Genomic DNA, 19,154 nt, shown 5'->3' on the forward strand with positions numbered 1-19,154 from the left:
GACCGACGCACGTGGTTCACTTTGACTAGTTTTGGGTGGCTCAGTTTAACGCGGCGAGAGTGGTATACTATCACCGATTTTTGCAACTTATTGAATTGTCTTGATAGTATAAATGTGATAACCACAACATAATCATATGTACGTCAAAATGAGTTAATTATACAGAATTAACCTACAACTATACATTGGTACATTATAATTTTCTGATAGATTATATTTTTACAATCAATTCTTGATTACATCATTCTACGCAATATGAAAACTTTGATTTGGCTATACTATATTCTTATGCGGAATGAAATGTTAAAAAACCTAACCTAGCTAAAATAAGCATTATGAATACAAATAAAATATGGTTCGTATTAATAGCAACAATTTTCCTTATTTCATGTGATTTGTCTAAAGAAAAGAATGATTACAAAAGTATTGTAGAGAAAACAAAAATCAATTCTGCATTCGAAATGCAACCTCCAATTGCTAAGGAAATAAAAATAGAAATTCTGGAAAGCCCAACTTCGGAAAATGAAAATATTAGATTGGTAGCAACTTTCGAAAAAAACGAAATCCAATCAAGCTATCTAGCATTATTAATTGATAATCAAAAAGTGGTTTTAAGAGATGATGGTAAAGGAGCAGATAATAATGCTCATGATGGTAATTTCTCAATTTTAATTAAAGAAAATATCAAAAAACTTCAATCCGAATTATTGAATCGACAGAAACAGATTATTAAAAATGATAGCTTGGTTACATTTGATAGAAGAAGAATGAAATTTCACCCAATAGAAGATATTAAGAAATTTCAATTTGGAATATTTACAAAAAACGAAGAAATTTCAATTCCGATCGGATTACTACCCTTGAACCGTCCCCCACGTACATTGTCGCAGCGAAAACAATACCTATTAATAGTAGATACAAAGGTCGTAGAAGATCCTACTCGAACTTTTAATCCATGTGCAACGTCGGGTAATCAAGGAAATCCAAACGGAGTATGGACTTTCGGAGAGTTAATGAGGCAGTTGGCATCTCCTTCTCCAAATTTAATTGCTAATGATGCTCAAGTGTCCGCTTTTGTTAGAGATTGGCTTTCTACTTGGACATCACAACAAACTATTAATGGTGAAACTGTTGCCGCAAGAAATATATCTAACGTGCTCAGCGAATGGGAAGATAGAAGCGGATTACCGCCTTCTGGAGTAGGAGTATTAGATATGAAATTCGCACCAATGAAGCTAACCGCGATAGTAAATAGGTTAGATTTGAGAGGGAACTCAGGATATGGGTTTTCTAATGCAGGTGAAGGAAGATTCGTATTCACGGTTCTAGATAACTGTCACTTCCTTGGAAAAGAATTCAATATTATTTTAGAATATGGAATTAATAAAACCAATTGTACGGATCTTGTTGCATATGCTCAAGAGTGGGAAAATTTGAATAACTTAACAATAGGAACACCGGCATATAATGCGGCATTAGAGAATATTACAAATCAGTTCACTCAATGTGGCACAAACACCAGCAAACCCAATGAAAGCTCTTTAAATCAACTTAGAACAAATGAAATTGCGCTTAACTCACCTTGGGAACTACGCGAGTTTGTTCTTACGAATACAGGATTGTCACCTACAACTGTAAAACAGGAACCAGCAGTAAAATATAATAATAAATTTCCAATAAATGCCGATGTTCAAAGGCTTGAAAGGTATATTAACTCATTCGCATTCTTGATAAAAAGAAATAAGCATACAGTTCCTGAAAAATTTGAAGGAGAAGATTTTTTAGGTGGGAAAGCCCATACAGAATTTCCACCTGTCGGCAATCACCCATCTTACTATGGAACAAGAGATTCCAGAACTCAAATTAACGACCACGAAGCTTTAAGGAGTTTTTCTGAAAACACATGCTCAGGATGTCATGCCGGTTCAACTCAAACCGCTTTTACACATGTTGACCCTGCAGGCTACGGCCAAGAAGCAGCTTTATCTGGGTTCTTAACTGGAATTGCGGGCTCGAGAGGATTCCCGATAGGCGGTATTGGCGGGGATTTTCCAACTGATGACGATGGAAATATTTCAAATAACATTATGACTGTTCTAGACCCATTTCACAATATTTTTACATATACATCGCATGCAGATATGGTTACAGAGTATAATGATTTGTTAAGAAGAGAAATGGATTTAAACAATCTACTGAACAATAACTGTACTATAGGAGTAATTGAATTAGCTGCAAAATTGACTTTTGATCCGTTAAGAATGACTCATTAAATGGACCGCATTAATCCTATATCACCTGAATTCCTTTAAATCTATAACAAAAAAGTATTCGACTACAACAATTTACTATTTAGATAACTTTCCATTTAAGTTGAAATCAACTTAAATAAACGTACCAAGGTACGCATAGTGGATGAGCCGGTCAAAGTGAACCACGTGCGCCGGATGAAAGTGAGCATAGCAATATTTATTGCAAACCCTTTTACAACATAACCTTAAACTATTTTTTATAGTGGTTCAAAAAAATCCGTTTTAAGTGGTTCACTTTGACCGTTTTTTGCACCCATTCATCCAATGGTAGGTTGTATCTATCCACTTTCATAATCCTACAAGAAACCAAAGGATATTGACAAACTAAGAAAGTACAGAATCGCGTGTTCTCTAAATATAAACCAGTTATATTCACAGGACTATTTGCTTTCAATATTCAAATCTCCAGCATACTTATCCACTAAAGATCGGGGGATGCTCACAGGTCCTTTTGATTTCTCTTTTTTCGATCCTGATTTTCGCCTAATAGTCAACAGGCACAGAAAAGTATTAAGACAGAAATTCAAAGATATCTACGCCGTTTTATCTCGACTACCCCAAGGAGTAAGGTCGAACATTTGTAGCCAGATTAGAAACAGTAATGACATTGAAGCAATTTGTCAAGTGTTTTAGGGAAGCCTACAAAAAGGGGAAGCCTACAAAAAGGGGAAGCCAACAAAACGGGAAGGCTACACCCGTTAGTCAGAAATAACGAAATCCACTTCAAGTAAGAAAATTAACACACACATTTTAAAAACATAAGGTTCCATTTCTTACATTTATATTATTGCTTCAGAGTTCAATTTCTTAACAAATCTGAATTATAATTGCAGCAATTATGGGAAAGCCTCCGCAATCCAATTAGAATTAATTAAAAAGCCTAATAATATGAAAAAGTATATTTTAAGTGGATTTATGATTTTTGGAGTATTACTTTCTAATGCCCAACAAATACTAGACGAGAGACCTGATTCAATCAGACGTGCCGAATTGAACGATTTTATTGGAAAAATAGTAGGTACAAATACAGAAACTCCCATAACCAGTTTCGTCTTTGACATAACACAAAGCCCTGAATTAAAGTTTAACATACCTTTAAACAATGGAGTCTTTAATCAATTTTATATTGACGGAAAAATAGGGTCTTCTAATGATTATACACCCTTAGTTAAAAAAGGTGAATGGTTACCTGACTTAGGAATAAATTTTAATTTCACGAAGTTTTTAACTACAACTACTAAATTTTATACATCAGATATTAATAGTCTATTCGGAGGAAATGTTGAAAATGGAACTATAAATGAAGCTTCTCAATTATTTTGGTCGTGGGTAAATTTTAAAGCAGGTTATAATTATTCAACATTGGAAACTTATAATAGAGATTTAACACTTTTAAATAAAGATAAGTTTTCAGAACAAAACCTAAATAGTTTAATTTTGAAATCAGACGTTAACTTTTTCTTCTACCCTTCTAAGAACATCACAAATTGGCTTTCTTTTAACGGTAAATTAGGCTTTGAATTCAAAACAAATGACAACAATTATTCTTCATTAAAATCAGTTAACATCCGTGAAATTGAATCGATAACTGATGCAAACGGTAATATCATAGAAGTTTCATCAGACGAAAAAAAGATTAAACAAGGAGAGATAATAACAAAGAACACATCCAACATTAATTACAATTTAATGGCATTGATATCCCCTTCTAAAGACTTTTATGTTGGATTAAGTACATATGGAAAACAAACACTTACTAAAGAATTAAAATCGACTGACATTGGTTTCGGAATAACAATTCCAATTACTAAGAAAAAGGGAACAGATAAAACACTTGCCAGTTTCACTTTAAAATATGAAATTCCTGATATTAAGAATAAGCTAAGTCCACTTACTTTAAAAGAAAAAGGAGCACTTGGATTTTCAATAGGTTTGCCAATCAACATCTTTGGAAAAATCTAAAGTTAACAATTGTAACGGTTGTAAATTCCGTTAATTCAGCAAAGGACAGATCCATTCAAGCCACTTTGTAGCCTTCCCTAAAAATGTGTAAGCTCCCCTTAATGGATGAGCCGGTTTGAGATAATATTACCTTTTTACGCAATAGGTCAAAGCAAGCCCTGCCATACATTTGTCTTTTTATACTCTTTATCCTGTTTACATGTCCTTCTACAGCACCAATGCTCCAGGGCATATTAATCCCATTTTTAACGGCTTTAATATCCCTTAGCAAACCATTGGCAAAAGTCGTCAATCCTGCCATCTTGTATTTTGAGCGTTTAATAAATTCGATCCATCGGTTTATATTACCGCGTCCTGTTCTTAACATCGTTCTGAAAATCTGTACCAATTTTTGAATTACCTGCAGTTCCGAGATATTATCCAATAGTGTTTGTAAATACCTTCGCTCATCGGGATCCTTGATAACAGTTGGACAGGATCCAATATATTTAGCGAGCTTCCTTGAGCTTAAGGGTTTTATATAGGGAATTCTCGCCTTTTGAATTTGTGCAAAATCCGGCGTGTATATTTCAGATTTTTCCTTTATGATATTTATATTGTGATAGGCCTGTGAAGATTCCCCAAAGTTTAGGACAGGTACTCTACATACAATTATTCTCAGTTTTTCAGGATGCTCTGATATGTATTACGGCAATGATGAATATGTATTACAATCAAAATATTAACCTATATTTGAATTCAGATGAATATTAATCAACGCATACGATTCCGAATACGATTTAGTTAAAAAATAGGGGGAAATAGGCCATTTTGAGTCATATTTTCAAACTCATAACCCGAAGGTCGCTGGTTCGAGTCCAGTCCCCGCTACTAGGCCAAAGGCTAATTAATTCAACGGTTTGTGTTCCCACAGACCGTTTTTTTATGCCCGCTATTTCCGTACTTTTACAGAACGTACACGAAAACGTACACGTTTTTTCAATGAAATTGAACTATTCCGAACCCAAAATCTATACCGGTGGAGTCGATGTCGACAACTGGTCGAAGCTATCGAAAAAGGAACGGACCGAGGCACTGCAAAAGGATTGGTACGTCTATTTTTCCTTTAGGGATTCCGAAACGGGAAAACTTAAACGACTTCCTAATATCAAGGCAGGTGCCAATCGGTACAAGACCAAGACCAAACGATTACAGTTCCTGAAGACCCTACAGCGCAACCTGCTCCTATTGCTCGAGTACGGGTTCGACCCTTATAAGGACAACTCGGAACTGGAGGCCAAATTTTTTGGTAAAACAGTTAAACAAGAGGAAACAAAAATTCAGGATCCAGAAACCGTTATTACCCAAGAACCGGAACCACGACCAGTCGTAAAAGAAAAGCCCTCTCCCCTGCCCCAGGCCGCACCCTCTGAAACGGGTGTCGGGACACCCCAAACACCCGTGCAGGGCGAAGAAGCTGAACAGGAGGAAAAAGTTTCGGTCAAGGAAGCTTTCGAGATCGGGCTACGTATCAAAAAAAGCATCCTTAACGAGAATTCCTATCCGAAATACAAGAGCCATATCCTAAAGTTCCAACGTTGGCTGGAAGAAAATATGGATGACACCTCCGATATCACCAAGATCGATAAAAAGACCGTTATCCAATACCTGAACGCCATTCTCGAAAAAACAAGTCCGCGCAACCGCAATAATGCCCGTGGCGCGTTGAGCTCGTTCTTTACCACCTTGGAGGACAACGAACAGATTACGGAAAACTTTATCCTGAAAATAAACGTGCTGAAATCCGTTCCAGAACGGAACAAAACGTATAGACCCAAACAGGTCGAGGAAATCGATCTGTATTTGAAGAAGAACGACCCGGTGCTCCGCCTGTTCATACAGTTCATTTCCTATAATTTTTTACGGCCCATCGAGGTATGTCGACTAAAAGTAGGCGACCTCGATATAGAAGACGGTAAATTATATGTACGCGCCAAGAACAAAGCGGTCAAAATAAAGATCATCCCCGAGATCCTATTGGACGAACTGCCCGACCTGTCGAAAATGGACCGGGAACATTCCCTCTTCACCCCTGAAAGAATCGGGGGCGTTTGGGACACCGCCGAAATGAACAAGCGTACCTATTTTACAAGTCGGTTCAAAGAGGTCAAAGAGCACTTTGGACTTGGGAAGGATTACGGGCTCTATAGTTTCAGGCATACTTATATCACCAAGCTCTATCGTGAAATGGAAAAGACCATGACTCCCCTAGAGGTAAAGAGCAATTTGATGCTCATCACTGGCCATACGACACAGACGGCACTCGAAAAATATTTAAGGGACATCGATGCGGTGCTGCCCCAGGATTATTCCGCACTTTTTAGATCGAGGGAAGTCGACAACTAAACAACTATATTTAAAACTCGTATGGATTATTTCGGACTTTTGGCAAAAACGGACCTCCTTTCACTTTCGCAGGAAGAACGTATCGCTTTTTATGTAGCCAAGGGGCTCTACCATTCGACAGATGTGATATCCATACCGTTGGACGGCACCCCCATCGCCATCACCAAAGCCAACAGCAGAAAGGTAACTGAGCCCCGTAAAGAACTTATGGATGCATTCTATAACTTCATTGTCTCGAACTATGCGGATCTGATCACCAATATGTTCATCGATTTCTTCTATAATTATAACAGGCAAACGACCCTTTTGGAACCAATGGAGGTCAAAAAGGTCGCCCGCGGCCATTACCTGTATATTGCGGAAAAAATACTTCAGGACCGTATCGATATGATCCGGATGCACAAAGGCCCGAACGGACGCCAACGGGTAAGCAATACTGAAAAGATGGAGCTCTTGGAAATACGACGTGACGTACTGCCCCAAAATTTGATCGTGAATTTCCCCGAAGGGCTGGCCCGTTTCCTTATGGGCGACAACCGCTTTTTCGCCAATGCCCTTCTTTTGGCGGTTCCGATACTGGACGAGATCGTTACTTTCGAGGCGTATCTAAAGGTCTTGCTCAACCTCAACGACGAATTCGGGTTCGAAAGGAACCGGGATATCGATACCGAGGCTACCAAAACACCCGAAGCGGATCCTGTTAAAAAGGAAACGGTGAATCCCAAACAAAAATCCGACAAGAAAAAAAGACCGGTATTGACCGATGCCGAAGCCATTCGATATCTAATCGACAACGTCTTTAAAAGAGCAACTTAAAATCTGTAAATAATTCAGATAGGGTATGCGAAAAACCGATAGGGTATAGCATAGGGTATGGATAGGGTATGGATAGGCTATAAAATAGGGTACGGATAGGGTATGATAATTTTATATTACTCAAAATCAATACTATACATGATTTACAAATAGGGTATGATCATACCCTATTCACATAATTAGGGTGCACTAGGGTGTCGTAGCACCCGAATCAGGTTTTGAGGTTGAGTTGTCAAAAACGTTTTTATAAAACATCGAAGGATATCTGTAAATAATTCAGTTAGGGTATGCGAAAAACCGATAGGTTAACCATAGGGTACGGATAGGGTATGGAATAGGGTGCACTAGGGTGCCGTAACACCCGAATCCTGTCTTGATGTTGACTTGTCAAAACCGGTGTTATAAAACAATGCAGGATATCTGTAAATAATTCAGATAGGGTATGTGAAAAAACGATCGGGTATTTGATAGGGTATGGAAAGGGTACGGCATAGGGTACGGCATAGGGTACGGATAGGGTATAATAATTTTATATTGCTGATTATCAACGCTATACATGATTTAAAAATAGGGTATGGTCATACCCTATTGATGTAATTAGGGTGCAACAGGGTGTCGTAACACCCGAATCCTGTCTTGATGTTGACTTGTCAAAACCGGTGTTATAAAACAACGCAGGATATCTGTAAATAATTCAGATAGGGTATGCGAAAAAACGATAGGGTATCCATAGGGTATGGCATAGGGTACGGATAGGGTATAGAATAGGGTATGATAATTTTATGTTACTGATTACCAATACCATATATAGTTAACAAATAGGGTATGATCATACCTTATTCGTATAATTAGGGTGCACTAGGATGTCGTAACACCCGAATCCTGCCTTGATGTTGACTTATCAAAACCGTTTTATAAAACACCGAAGGATATCTGCAAATAATTAAGATAGGGTATGGATAGGGTAAAATTATTTTGTACATATTAATATCAACCATTTACAAAGTAAAAGCTTTGTGCAAAGTATTAACCTAACCGAAAACAAGTTACTTCAATATCTGATATAGTCGCAAATGAAGATTGATAAGAACAGAAATCCATATACAGTTCTGAAGAAAAATTTCCAATACCCTATCTGTGCCGTTTTAATTTAGGAGAAACAGCAAACATGAATCGAGAATCTTTGTATTGTTTGCCATAGAATAAAAAATCCCATAAATTTTTAGGATTACACAAATCCGTATTGTACTCACATTGCTTTTTTAGTAATTTGTTAAAATACCCCGTGACATTTTATTGGAAATCGATATATTTAGAGGTTCAAGCTACTAACCAGTAACAACAAGTGAACAAATCATCGTAAAACAAACTGGCATCTTTTATTTGGCCCATTGTAGACGATTGCCGAAAAGACCTTTACATATATGCAAAAAGATTGAGGTCTTTAAATTCGTTCATTTATCGAAGCTTAGATTGGCATTTGGAGGCCACTCAAGAAGTTGCACTTTAAGGGAACGAAGCAAATGAATTTTAAATAAAACAAATAACATTGGAAACCGATGAATCGAATTAAGTAAATACTTATTGAAATTGCCAAAGTTTTAAGGTTTGTTCACAAGCACCAATTACACCAACATAGAATAATGACCAAAGATAAAATCACTCTCTCCCAATTAGAACAATATTTATCAAAAGCCGCATGGATATTAAAAGGACCTGTAGACGCTTCAGATTTTAAGGTATACATTTTTCCATTATTGTTCTTTAAGCGGCTATCTGATGTTTATGATGAAGAATACCGCATTGCTCTTGAAGAATCTGATGGAGATACAGAGTACGCTAATTTACCGGAATTCCATCGTTTTGTAATTCCTGAAGGGTGCCATTGGAAAGATGTTCGGGAAACTACCACCAACGTCGGACTTGCCATTGAAAAGGCATTACGAGGCATTGAGCAAGCCAATCAGGAGTTTCTATATGGCATTTTTGGCGATGCGCAATGGAGTAACAAAAACAAACTTTCTGATCGTTTGTTGATAGACCTTATTGAGCATTTCTCTCAATACGACTTATGGAATAGCAATGTGGATTCCGATTTACTGGGTACCTCTTATGAATACCTGATAAAGCACTTTGCCGATCTTACCAACAAAAAAGCAGGTGAATTTTATACACCGCGATCGGTGGTCCATTTACTAGGTTTGATCCTAGACCCACATGAGGGCGAAACCATTTATGACCCTGCATGTGGAACGGGCGGGATGCTTTTGGAATGTGTAGACCATCTTAAACATAACAACGAAGACTACCGAACATTAAAACTTTTTGGGCAGGAAAAAAACCTCACTTCAAGTTCCATTGCCCGAATGAACATGTTCTTGCATGGAATTGAGGATTTTCAAATAGTTCGTGGCGACACCCTTCGTAACCCTGCCTTTTTCGAAGTAGATGGTTTAAAAACGTTTGATTGTGTCATTGCAAATCCGCCGTTTTCATTGAAGGAATGGGGAGCAGAAAATTGGGCCAATGATCCTTACGGAAGAAACATCGCCGGCGTACCCCCCAAAGGGAATGGAGATATGGCCTGGGTACAGCACATGATCAAGTCTATGAACAGTACCGGTCGTATGACCGTGGTGTTGCCTCATGGAGCTCTGTTTAGAAAAGGAGCAGAAGGCAAAATTAGAAAAGCATTATTGGAGCAAGATATGTTGGAGGCGGTTATTGGCCTAGGACCAAATATTTTTTATGGCACCCAATTGGCGGCCTGTGTAATGGTTTTCAAACAGGCTAAAGAAACAGAGAAGAAAGGCAAAGTTATTTTTATTGATGCTTCCGAACAAGTGCGTGTAGGACGTGCACAAAATTTTTTGGAGCCGGAGCATGTAACCCAAATTTTTGAATGGTTCAAAACATATAAAGATGTTGAGAATTATGTAAAAGTAGCTACCAAAGAAGACTTACTCCAAAATGATTACAATCTAAATATCCCACTATATGTAGAAAAAATTATAGAGGACAATTTGCCGTCTGTAGATGAAGCTTTAGCTGATTTAAAAAAGGCCTGGAACAGAAGTTTAGTAGCAGAAGAAAAGTTCAAAACAATATTAAACGAATTTTTATAAAATATGAATTCAAGAAAAATGCCTTCTAGCAATGCCCAAGATAGACCAATCTCTGTTTGGTTTCAAAAAATTGAAAATGGTGAAATTAAGTTACCAAGATTTCAACGTCATCAAGCTTGGGACAGAAGACGGATAGCCAGTCTATTAGATACAGTAGTGCAAAATTTACCTTTGGGAGTAACTTTATTACTTAATGTGGACAAGGAGCAATTTATCTCTAGATACCTTGTTACAGCACCTCAAACAGGAGCAAGAGTAACAGAACATTTATTGGACGGACAACAAAGGTTAACCGCGTTATGGAGAGCTTTACACAATAATTATAAAAGTGAAACCTTTTTTATTTATTTGAGCGACTACGATGACACATTGGAGGAAGGTGATGATTGTTATGAAGATTATACAGTGTTCTACCTAGGTAGATGGATTGATAAAAAGGAAAGATTAAAACCATTATGGGTAGATATACCTAACGAAACATTGTCTCGCGGCTACATTCCCATGAATTTATTTAGGCCTGGAGATATTGCAGAAGAATATGAGAGTTGGGTCGAAAAGGCTATGTTACAGTATAAACCAATGAATTCGGAAGATGATTATGAGAGTTTGTTAATGGATTGGATGACCGGCAAGCAAAAACTTCTTAATATCATTAGAGATGTACGTGAAACAATTGCCCATTTTAATTTACCCTATTTAGCTCTTCCATCAGCAACCTCAAAAGACACAGCTTTACAAGTATTCATAAATATGAATACAAACAGCAAACCTTTATCACAGTACGACATTATTAGAGCTGAGATTGAGGGAGTAAAAGGAGTTTCACTTGATGACTATCAAAATAATCTAAACTCTAAGCATACAAATATTCAACATTATTTTGAACTCCCTTTTTTAATACTTGCAACCTCGGCTTTAATTCAAGAAAAATTACCAAACCAGCGGGGAATGTGGGATATGGAGAAAGATACTATGATTGCCAATTGGGATTCGATGGCAGATGGATTATCCAAAATGGCTAACTTCTTAGAAAGTCAAGGTATATATGATAAAAAAAGATTGCCCACCAATGCCGTCTTAGCGGTTATTGCTGCTCTTTACACCCATATTCCAGAAATTCTTGATGCACGGGGACAAGCGGAAATTCTTCTAAGAAAATATCTATGGTCCAGTTTCTTTACAAATCGTTATGAAAATTCTGCCGCCACACATGCTTATAACGATTTTGTAGCTCTAAAAAACCAGATAAAAAAATCGAAAGAGATTGTGATTTTATCCAAAGAAAGTGATGTTCCAGTTTTAAATAGAAATAAATATCCATTGTCAACCTTAGAAGAATTAATGCAAGTTGGTTGGCCCAACCGAGAAAATATTAGAGCTAGAGGGATTATGGCAATTTTCAATAAGTTAGGAGCAATAGACTTTGCAGATGGCTCACAAATCAACAGACAGCAGCTTATAGACAACAAAAGACATTATCATCATGTGTTTCCTCGAGATATTCTGAAAAAGGCTGATATAGAAACGGATCTTGCTTTAAATTGTGCTCTAATCACAGACAAAACAAATCTTAACATAAGCAATAAGGAGCCTTTTACTTACTTGAAGGATCGGTATGATTGGACAAGTGAGGACATTGTTAATACCCGTTTAAAATCACATCTTATTCCAATTGAAGAATTAAAAAATGGTGGATACGAAAACTTAACTTCTGAAATGAAAAAAGAGAAGATCAAAGCAGATTTTAACGCTTTCATTAAAAAACGTGGACAATTTGTAATTGCGGCTATAGAACAACTAACGAAAGGCAATGACATTAGTGCCAACGATATAATTAACTCAGTTTTGAAAACCATAGAGACTAAAACAAAAAATGAGTTTGTTTAAATCTTAAATATAGCAATATGTCATTAATACCTATTGCCCTGGTGTTAAAACTGGGATGTAGAATAATTCTGTCAATTTGATATGGTTTCCTCCGTAAATAGTGCACTGACAATATTTGTAAAACTAATGAGCGTATTAATAATTAAGAAGAGTTTCTCAGATGACCGAAATAGATTTTATCGATAAAGTGAAGTGCATTTCAAAAGATTCTAAAAATCTAATTTATAATGATGGTGGTTATACCATTCAGAGAGGAATGGCCCATTCGATATCGGGACATGTGGAGGATTTATTTGCCTTATACGTTGCAAAAAAAATAAATAGTACCGAGCTCACTTATTATGTTGACAAGGTTATTTCTTTTAGAGAAATGGACGGATCCAAGGCCATTTCTTTTAAGCCAGATTTAATGATAGTCAATAATGAAAATGTTATGACCCATTATTTTGATTTGAAAACAGACCTAGGTTGGAACCGTTATTTAAAAGATTACGTGACCAAGAAACATAATTTTATTGAGAAACTGAAGCAAAGAAATAAAGCTTGGATAAACCTAAAAAATCAAAAAGCAAGGGACGTGGTTGTTTCCGATACTTTAAAATATCATATGGTCGTAGTCTATGGCGGCAACATTAATGCTAAGACTATGCAAGAAAACAACCAAATAGTTATGGCGTTAGACAATGTTAAATTAGATGTTCTTTATCATGATATAGAAGGTAAAGGTTTTGAAGTAGACCACACATCATTTAAAAACATTCACACCTCCATTATAGAGACAATATGACCCAACAACAACTAGAAAAATACCTTTGGGGGGCGGCCACCCAATTACGGGGCACCATAGATGCCGGAGATTATAAACAATACATTTTTCCGTTGTTGTTTTTTAAGCGTATCTGCGATGTGTATGACGAGGAGTTTGAAGTTGCCCTTAAAGAAAGTGATGGCGATTTGGAATATGCCTCCTTTGCGGAGCACCACCATTTTCAGGTACCAAAGGACGCCCATTGGAACGATGTTCGCGAAACTACCGTAAATGTGGGCTTGGCACTGCAAAATGCCATGCGCGAAATTGAAAAGGCCAACCCCGATACCTTGTACGGTATTTTTGGCGATGCCAGCTGGACGAACAAAAACCGATTGAGCGATGAAACCCTCACCAACCTAATTGAGCATTACTCCCAGCACAAACTAAGTTTAAGCAATATTCCCGACGATAAACTGGGCAATGCCTACGAATACCTGATTAAGGAATTTGCCGACGACAGCGGCCATACTGCGGCCGAGTTTTACACCAACCGCACCGTGGTAAAGCTAATGACCATGATTATGGACCCGCAAGCCGGGGAAAGTGTATACGACCCTACTTGCGGAAGTGGTGGACTGCTATTGAACTGTGCCCTGCATTTGAAGGAAGAAGGCAAAGAATACCGCACGCTAAAGTTATATGGGCAAGAGATCAATCTCATTACCTCTGCCATTGCCCGTATGAACATGTTTATGCACGGCATAGAAGAGTTTAGCATTGTACGTGGCGACACCTTGGCCCGACCCGCTTTTTTGCATAACGATGAACTGAAGACCTTCAATGTAATTCTCTCCAACCCACCATATTCTATAAAAGCCTGGGACCGTAAAAGTTTTGAAAGTGATCCTTATGGCCGTAACCTTTGGGGCGTGCCTCCCCAGAGTTGTGCAGATTATGCTTTTCAACAGCATATACAGAAGAGTTTAGATTTAGAAAATGGCCGTTCCATATCCCTTTGGCCTCATGGTGTTTTATTTAGAGACGCTGAAGCCGGCATGCGCAGAAAAATGATTGAGGACGATTTAGTAGAATGCGTTATAGGCCTTGGCCCCAATTTGTTTTATAACTCTCCTATGGAAGCCTGCTTATTGATAACCAAGACCAATAAGCCTGTAGACAAGAAAGGTAAAATTCTTTTTATTAATGCCGTAGAAGAAGTCAAACAAGAAAAAACAATTGGTTTTCTCGAAGAGAAGCACATCAATAAAATATTTGATGCCCATCAAAAGTTTAAAAGTCAAGAACATTTTGCAGCATTGGTAAAGATTGAAGATGTTCTTGCCAATAATGCCAATATGGCAATAAGTCTTTACGTACAGCCGGAGAAGAGTAAAAAAAATCGGGTATTACCTTTTGAAACGGCTTATGAAAACTGGAATGATGCAGGAAAAAAACTGAAATCATCAATGAATGAACTATTTGAAATACTGGAAAGTTAATGGAGGCGTTGTTAGAAGAAAGATTATCAATAGACAAAACAAGATGGACTCTTGTGAAGTTCGGCGACGTCGTTTTTGAACCTAAAGAATCTACTAAAAACCCCATTGCTGACGGTATTGAGCATGTAGTTGGCTTAGAGCATATTGAATCGGAAGATATTCACTTACGAAATTCGGCAACCTTGGAAGAAGCCACTACTTTTACTAAACGCTTCTCAAAAGGTGATGTACTGTTTGGTAGAAGAAGGGCCTATCTTAAGAAAGCCGCACAAGCTTCATTTAGTGGAATTTGTTCAGGAGATATTACGGTTTTTAGAGCTAAAGAGAACTTGCTACCAGAATTGTTGCCCTTTGTAGTTCAGAATGAAAAATTCTTTGATTATGCTATAAAACATTCCGCGGGTGGCCTCTCTCCAAGAGTAAAATTTAAAGACCTGGCCAACTACGAATTCCTCCTCCCCCCAAAAGACCAACAGGCCAAACTTGCTAAATTACTTTGGGCTATGGATGAGGTGATTGAGAGGGAGAATGATGCTTTAAAAAAATTAGAATCTACTTTAAATTCAAATATTGAGAATGAAATTCATGGTATTTCAATTAAAGGTAAGGTGATTCGCGAGATTTTAGAAGAATATTCTAAAATAGGAGAACTTATTCCATTAATTAATTTAGGAGAATTACTAAAAGGTAAAGGAATCCCAAAAACAGCTGTTAAAGAAGAAGGTTTTCCTTGTGTTAGATATGGAGAATTATACACAAAACACCATAGAATAATTAGAGAATTTAATTCATTTATCTCTCAAGAGGATAAATCAAAAAGTCTACTACTTAAAAAGGATGATGTTCTTTTTGCAGGTTCTGGTGAAACTATAACAGAAATAGGAAAATCTGCTTCTTTTGTAGATAATATAGAAGCTTATGCAGGAAGCGATACTCTTATATTTAGGCCATATGATATGAATGGATATTATCTAGGTTACCTAATGAACTCTCAATTTGTTAGACAGCAATTGAATAAATATGGAACAGGAGCCACAGTCATGCATATTTATAATTCTGATTTAGCCAAGGTCAAAGTACCTAAAATTGATAAAAATAAACAGATTGAAATAGCAAAAAAGCTAGAATCAATTTCCAAAAACATATTTGGTTTAGAATCCAAAAAATCAAGCTCCAAAGCCTTACAAAAGAGTTTAATTAATCAGGTGTTTTAGGGTATGAATTGGTATAAACCTGATGATAGATGGAAGATATGGAATATAAAATCTAAAGATGATTTTGTTGAAAAATTTGTCGTAGAAGGAAAATTTCATTCTAAAGTACCAAGTGATATAGTAGAAGCTTTTAAAACAGCAACTTATCTAATGGCACATGCCTTCTTCTATTATCCCATTTACGACGAGGCTATGAGTAAGATATTACTTGTAATGGAAATGGCTGTAAAATTAAAAGCAAAGGAATTAGAAATTGATTTAAAATCACCTCCCAATAAGAAAGGAGATGTCTACGATAAAAAACTTTACAAAGTTATAGAAGAAATCTGTGAACGCAAATATCTAACTTTTTTACAACCCGAGTTTGATAGAGCCAGGGTTATGCGAAACTCTAGGATGCACCCTAATGAACATACTATTATGGGTGCTATGGGATTTACTAATGGGAATGCTATGCTTTTTGTCAACATTATTAATAAGCTTTTTTTAAGCGAGGAAGATTTAAATTATAATATGATTAAATACGATGAGCTAAGTGCAAAAATTTCAAAATTTAAACAGGGTTTATTTAGATTAGATTTTGAATTTGGACCTATTCTAATAACTACAATTTATGATTTTAAATATTTAAAACATAAAGAGTCTGAGATTTTGCTGCTTTATGTCCAACCTATATTGAACAATTTTAAGGAGAATATTGAAAACTACAATTATGAAGTTTTAGTGCTCGCTTTAAAAGAATTTGAATTAAAAGGCCATAAGTTAAAAGGGATGGGCATAAATAATAAACCTATAAATATCTATCCAAATCAAAAGCAGGAAAACATTGTTGTTTGGGAGAGTTTTTTGCAGGAATATGACAAAGTCAATTCTGATAACATAACGCAGTTTCAAATTCAAACGTCAAGAATGGCTCTTTGGCGCTATGAAGAACTTATTTACGAAAATTTTTGGGATTGAAAAATCATATTGATTAGGGTATTTAAAAATTAGAATTATGAATTTCTTTGTAGTTAGTGCAGGCAAACCAGGGTCAGATTATATAGAAGATAATTTCACGGACATTATTGAGACCAACGAATTTGCTTTACACCCTGACACCCAGCAAAAGGGCACTTATTATTCAATTGAATCTAATGATATTTTAATAATAAAATATGAGCGAAAACTAGTTGCTTTTGGAATTGTTAGCAAAGTTTATGAAGATAAATCTAAAGATTTTTCTCTTAGGGTAAAGGTGAAAGAATGGGTTTTACACATCCGTGACAATCCAAAATTAGGAGTTTCAAGATATGGAATACAAAAAGCGACCATCGGCGGTGGAAGATATGGAACTGTTAAAACCGTAAGACCCAATTTTGGTCTTGATAAAATTAAGGAAATCAATGCAACACACGCATCAATTGATATTATCCAGAAAAGATATGATGAAAGTGAATCCAACCTAGAAAAAGAAGGTGATTATTTTAAGCTACACGAAGAGATATTTAATTACTTATTAGAAAAATCAGAAACTTTTCTCGATTTACATTTTGTTGTTAGAGCCTCTAACAATAAAGGTAATCTTGATAAGGGCTATTGGTTTTATGGAGAAGAAACTGTAGCCATTTCCTTCTGGACAGGTATGGACTATAAAAAAGATAGACCAGCAATTTCTTTTTTAATCAACCCTAATGAACCTTGCAAACTCATTATACAATCAGACATCTATGAACGATTAAGAAACTTTCTGGTAAATAATGAGTTTTGGACGAACAAACTCGAATTAATTAAAGACGATAATGGTAAAAGTTTTTATAAAAATTATAATTACCCACTTATCGACTATATAAATTCTTTAGATAAATTTTTAAATAACGACTATCGCTATATCAATAATATTATTGAAACAATTAATAAAAGTGAAAATGAAGGATATCAGATTGATGAGAACATTATCAAATTCCCTGCAAAAGAATTTAATGAAAGAATAAATAATTTATTTAGGTTCCGCCAAAGTGAATCTGCCGAACTTACATTATACTCTGTAGAAGACGAAAATAGAGCTGACATACTTAATAAAATCGCTATTAAGGATTACGGGTTAATTAAAAATGAAGAGCTAATTTTCAGTGATTCAAATTGGGTATTTATAACTGGGGAAAATGGTTCTGGAAAAACAATGCTATTAAGAGCGATTGGTACCACTTTAGGTAACAGAACTCTATCCCCTCAAGAATTAAGAGATAAAAACTTTACCGTTAACGCAGAACTTTCATCATTAAGGCGAACAATACCTTTTAGCAGATTTGGTAACGAAAATGTTAAGCTTAAAAGAGCTATAGTCTCTAGAGGGTTGGCCATGTATGGACCTTATAGATTACAACAAACTTCTGGGAAAATAGAAGATCAAACATTTAAAAAAGCGCTAAGTAAAAAGGGTTCATTCCAATCTCTATTTGAAGATGGTTCTAAACTTCTAAGTTTTGACAAACAACTAGAATTATGGGACCGGGAAGGTAACAGAAGAAATTATAATTTAGATTCTAGAATGAATCAAATTGCATCTCTTTTGCCTCGTTTGATTCCTGACTTACGAACTATTAAATATAAAAGGAAAGGACGAGGTAAATTTGATATTGAATATCTAATCCATACTAAAGGTAGCGAAGAATTAACACCTTTAAAATGGAATGAATTATCGTCAGGTAATAAGAATATTTTAAATTTAGTTTCAGATATAATTATCAGATTATTTTACCAGCAACCAAAAATTTCAGACCCATCAGAATTACGAGGAATCGTATTGATAGATGAAATTGATTTACATCTTCATCCTAAGGCCCAAAGAGACTTAGTAATTACCCTTTCAGAAACATTTCCGCTTTTACAATTTATTGTTACCACTCACAGTCCAATTCCATTACTGGGAGCTCCTGAAGATTCAGCATTTTTTGTTGTCAATAGAGATTGTGATAAGGGCGTTTATACAACGAGACTTTATGATTTAGAAGAAAATTTTAAAAATCTTTTACCTAATGCATTATTAACCTCAGATTTATTTGATTTAGAAGAAATCACCCATAAAGACGTTAATGTTTTAGAAGTAAATACTTTAGATAGTTTTGATAAATATGAATTAGATATTGAACTTAACGAACAATTGAATATTCTAAAAGCTAAAGATGATGAAACCTTTAATGACTTCATTAAATAAATCTTAG

At 36.0% G+C, this 19,154-nt stretch carries 12 protein-coding genes; 11 read left to right on the forward strand and 1 reads right to left on the reverse strand.

The genetic code is table 11. From position 1 onward, the window contains the following. The first annotated feature begins 335 nt into the window (after window positions 1-335). Window positions 336-2,273 carry a hypothetical protein gene (locus BLS33_RS18910; RefSeq protein ID WP_143017645.1) on the forward strand — a complete coding sequence of 646 codons (1,938 nt, stop codon included), beginning with the start codon at window positions 336-338 and terminating at the stop codon, window positions 2,271-2,273. 927 nt (window positions 2,274-3,200) lie between these two features. Further along, window positions 3,201-4,274: a hypothetical protein gene (locus tag BLS33_RS18915; RefSeq protein WP_089893371.1), complete on the forward strand. Its 1,074-nt coding sequence runs from the start codon at window positions 3,201-3,203 to the stop codon at window positions 4,272-4,274. A 55-nt stretch (window positions 4,275-4,329) separates the two neighbouring features. Here the strand turns inward: BLS33_RS18915 and BLS33_RS25445 are convergent, their stop codons facing one another. Then, a complete protein-coding gene (locus BLS33_RS25445) occupies window positions 4,330-4,956 on the reverse strand; it encodes a transposase (RefSeq protein ID WP_394330907.1) in 627 nt (208 codons plus the stop codon). Window positions 4,957-5,198: 242 nt separating this feature from the next. Here BLS33_RS25445 and BLS33_RS18925 point away from each other — a divergent pair, with 242 nt between their 5' ends. The 9 genes from BLS33_RS18925 to BLS33_RS18965 all read left to right on the forward strand — a co-directional run bounded on the left by BLS33_RS18925 (window position 5,199) and on the right by BLS33_RS18965 (window position 19,147). After that, window positions 5,199-6,659 (forward strand): tyrosine-type recombinase/integrase, encoded by a 1,461-nt coding sequence (locus BLS33_RS18925; protein WP_089893375.1) that lies wholly within the window; start codon window positions 5,199-5,201, stop codon window positions 6,657-6,659. Window positions 6,660-6,680: 21 nt separating this feature from the next. Beyond that, the gene (locus tag BLS33_RS18930) at window positions 6,681-7,475 is read left to right on the forward strand and encodes a hypothetical protein (protein ID WP_089893377.1); all 795 of its coding nucleotides are present in this window, start codon (window positions 6,681-6,683) and stop codon (window positions 7,473-7,475) included. Window positions 7,476-9,118: 1,643 nt separating this feature from the next. After that, the gene (locus BLS33_RS18935) at window positions 9,119-10,600 is read left to right on the forward strand and encodes a type I restriction-modification system subunit M (protein ID WP_089893380.1); all 1,482 of its coding nucleotides are present in this window, start codon (window positions 9,119-9,121) and stop codon (window positions 10,598-10,600) included. A 3-nt stretch (window positions 10,601-10,603) separates the two neighbouring features. Next, window positions 10,604-12,487, forward strand: a complete 1,884-nt coding sequence (locus BLS33_RS18940) for a DUF262 domain-containing protein (RefSeq protein ID WP_089893383.1) — start codon at window positions 10,604-10,606, stop codon at window positions 12,485-12,487. A gap of 160 nt (window positions 12,488-12,647) precedes the next feature. Beyond that, window positions 12,648-13,274 carry a hypothetical protein gene (locus tag BLS33_RS18945; RefSeq protein WP_089893385.1) on the forward strand — a complete coding sequence of 209 codons (627 nt, stop codon included), beginning with the start codon at window positions 12,648-12,650 and terminating at the stop codon, window positions 13,272-13,274. Next, the gene (locus BLS33_RS18950; protein WP_089893388.1) at window positions 13,271-14,737 is read left to right on the forward strand and encodes a type I restriction-modification system subunit M; all 1,467 of its coding nucleotides are present in this window, start codon (window positions 13,271-13,273) and stop codon (window positions 14,735-14,737) included. The genes BLS33_RS18945 and BLS33_RS18950 overlap by 4 nt, the downstream gene beginning before the upstream one ends. Next, entirely contained in the window at window positions 14,737-15,951 is a 1,215-nt protein-coding gene (locus BLS33_RS18955) for a restriction endonuclease subunit S (RefSeq protein WP_089893391.1), read from the forward strand. Before BLS33_RS18950 ends, BLS33_RS18955 begins: the two co-directional genes overlap by 1 nt. Window positions 15,952-15,954: 3 nt before the next feature. After that, complete coding sequence (locus BLS33_RS18960) at window positions 15,955-16,911, forward strand: hypothetical protein (protein WP_089893394.1); 957 nt, start codon at window positions 15,955-15,957, stop codon at window positions 16,909-16,911. A gap of 37 nt (window positions 16,912-16,948) precedes the next feature. Then, entirely contained in the window at window positions 16,949-19,147 is a 2,199-nt protein-coding gene (locus BLS33_RS18965; protein ID WP_089893398.1) for an AAA family ATPase, read from the forward strand. The last annotated feature ends 7 nt before the right edge of the window (window positions 19,148-19,154 follow it).

It is taken from the genome of Kriegella aquimaris (assembly GCF_900103215.1).
Lineage (GTDB): Bacteria > Bacteroidota > Bacteroidia > Flavobacteriales > Flavobacteriaceae > Kriegella > Kriegella aquimaris.

What these genes read in the sequence shown, in the direction of transcription:
- BLS33_RS18955 (WP_089893391.1), top strand. Translation starts at nt 14,737, where the DNA reads ATGGAGGCGTTGTTAGAAGAAAGATTATCAATAGACAAAACAAGATGG.
- BLS33_RS18960 (WP_089893394.1), top strand. Translation starts at nt 15,955, where the DNA reads ATGAATTGGTATAAACCTGATGATAGATGGAAGATATGGAATATAAAA.
- BLS33_RS18965 (WP_089893398.1), top strand. Translation starts at nt 16,949, where the DNA reads ATGAATTTCTTTGTAGTTAGTGCAGGCAAACCAGGGTCAGATTATATA.
- BLS33_RS18940 (WP_089893383.1), top strand. Translation starts at nt 10,604, where the DNA reads ATGAATTCAAGAAAAATGCCTTCTAGCAATGCCCAAGATAGACCAATC.
- BLS33_RS18935 (WP_089893380.1), top strand. Translation starts at nt 9,119, where the DNA reads ATGACCAAAGATAAAATCACTCTCTCCCAATTAGAACAATATTTATCA.
- BLS33_RS18930 (WP_089893377.1), top strand. Translation starts at nt 6,681, where the DNA reads ATGGATTATTTCGGACTTTTGGCAAAAACGGACCTCCTTTCACTTTCG.
- BLS33_RS18945 (WP_089893385.1), top strand. Translation starts at nt 12,648, where the DNA reads ATGACCGAAATAGATTTTATCGATAAAGTGAAGTGCATTTCAAAAGAT.
- BLS33_RS18915 (WP_089893371.1), top strand. Translation starts at nt 3,201, where the DNA reads ATGAAAAAGTATATTTTAAGTGGATTTATGATTTTTGGAGTATTACTT.
- BLS33_RS18925 (WP_089893375.1), top strand. Translation starts at nt 5,199, where the DNA reads ATGCCCGCTATTTCCGTACTTTTACAGAACGTACACGAAAACGTACAC.
- BLS33_RS18910 (WP_143017645.1), top strand. Translation starts at nt 336, where the DNA reads ATGAATACAAATAAAATATGGTTCGTATTAATAGCAACAATTTTCCTT.
- BLS33_RS18950 (WP_089893388.1), top strand. Translation starts at nt 13,271, where the DNA reads ATGACCCAACAACAACTAGAAAAATACCTTTGGGGGGCGGCCACCCAA.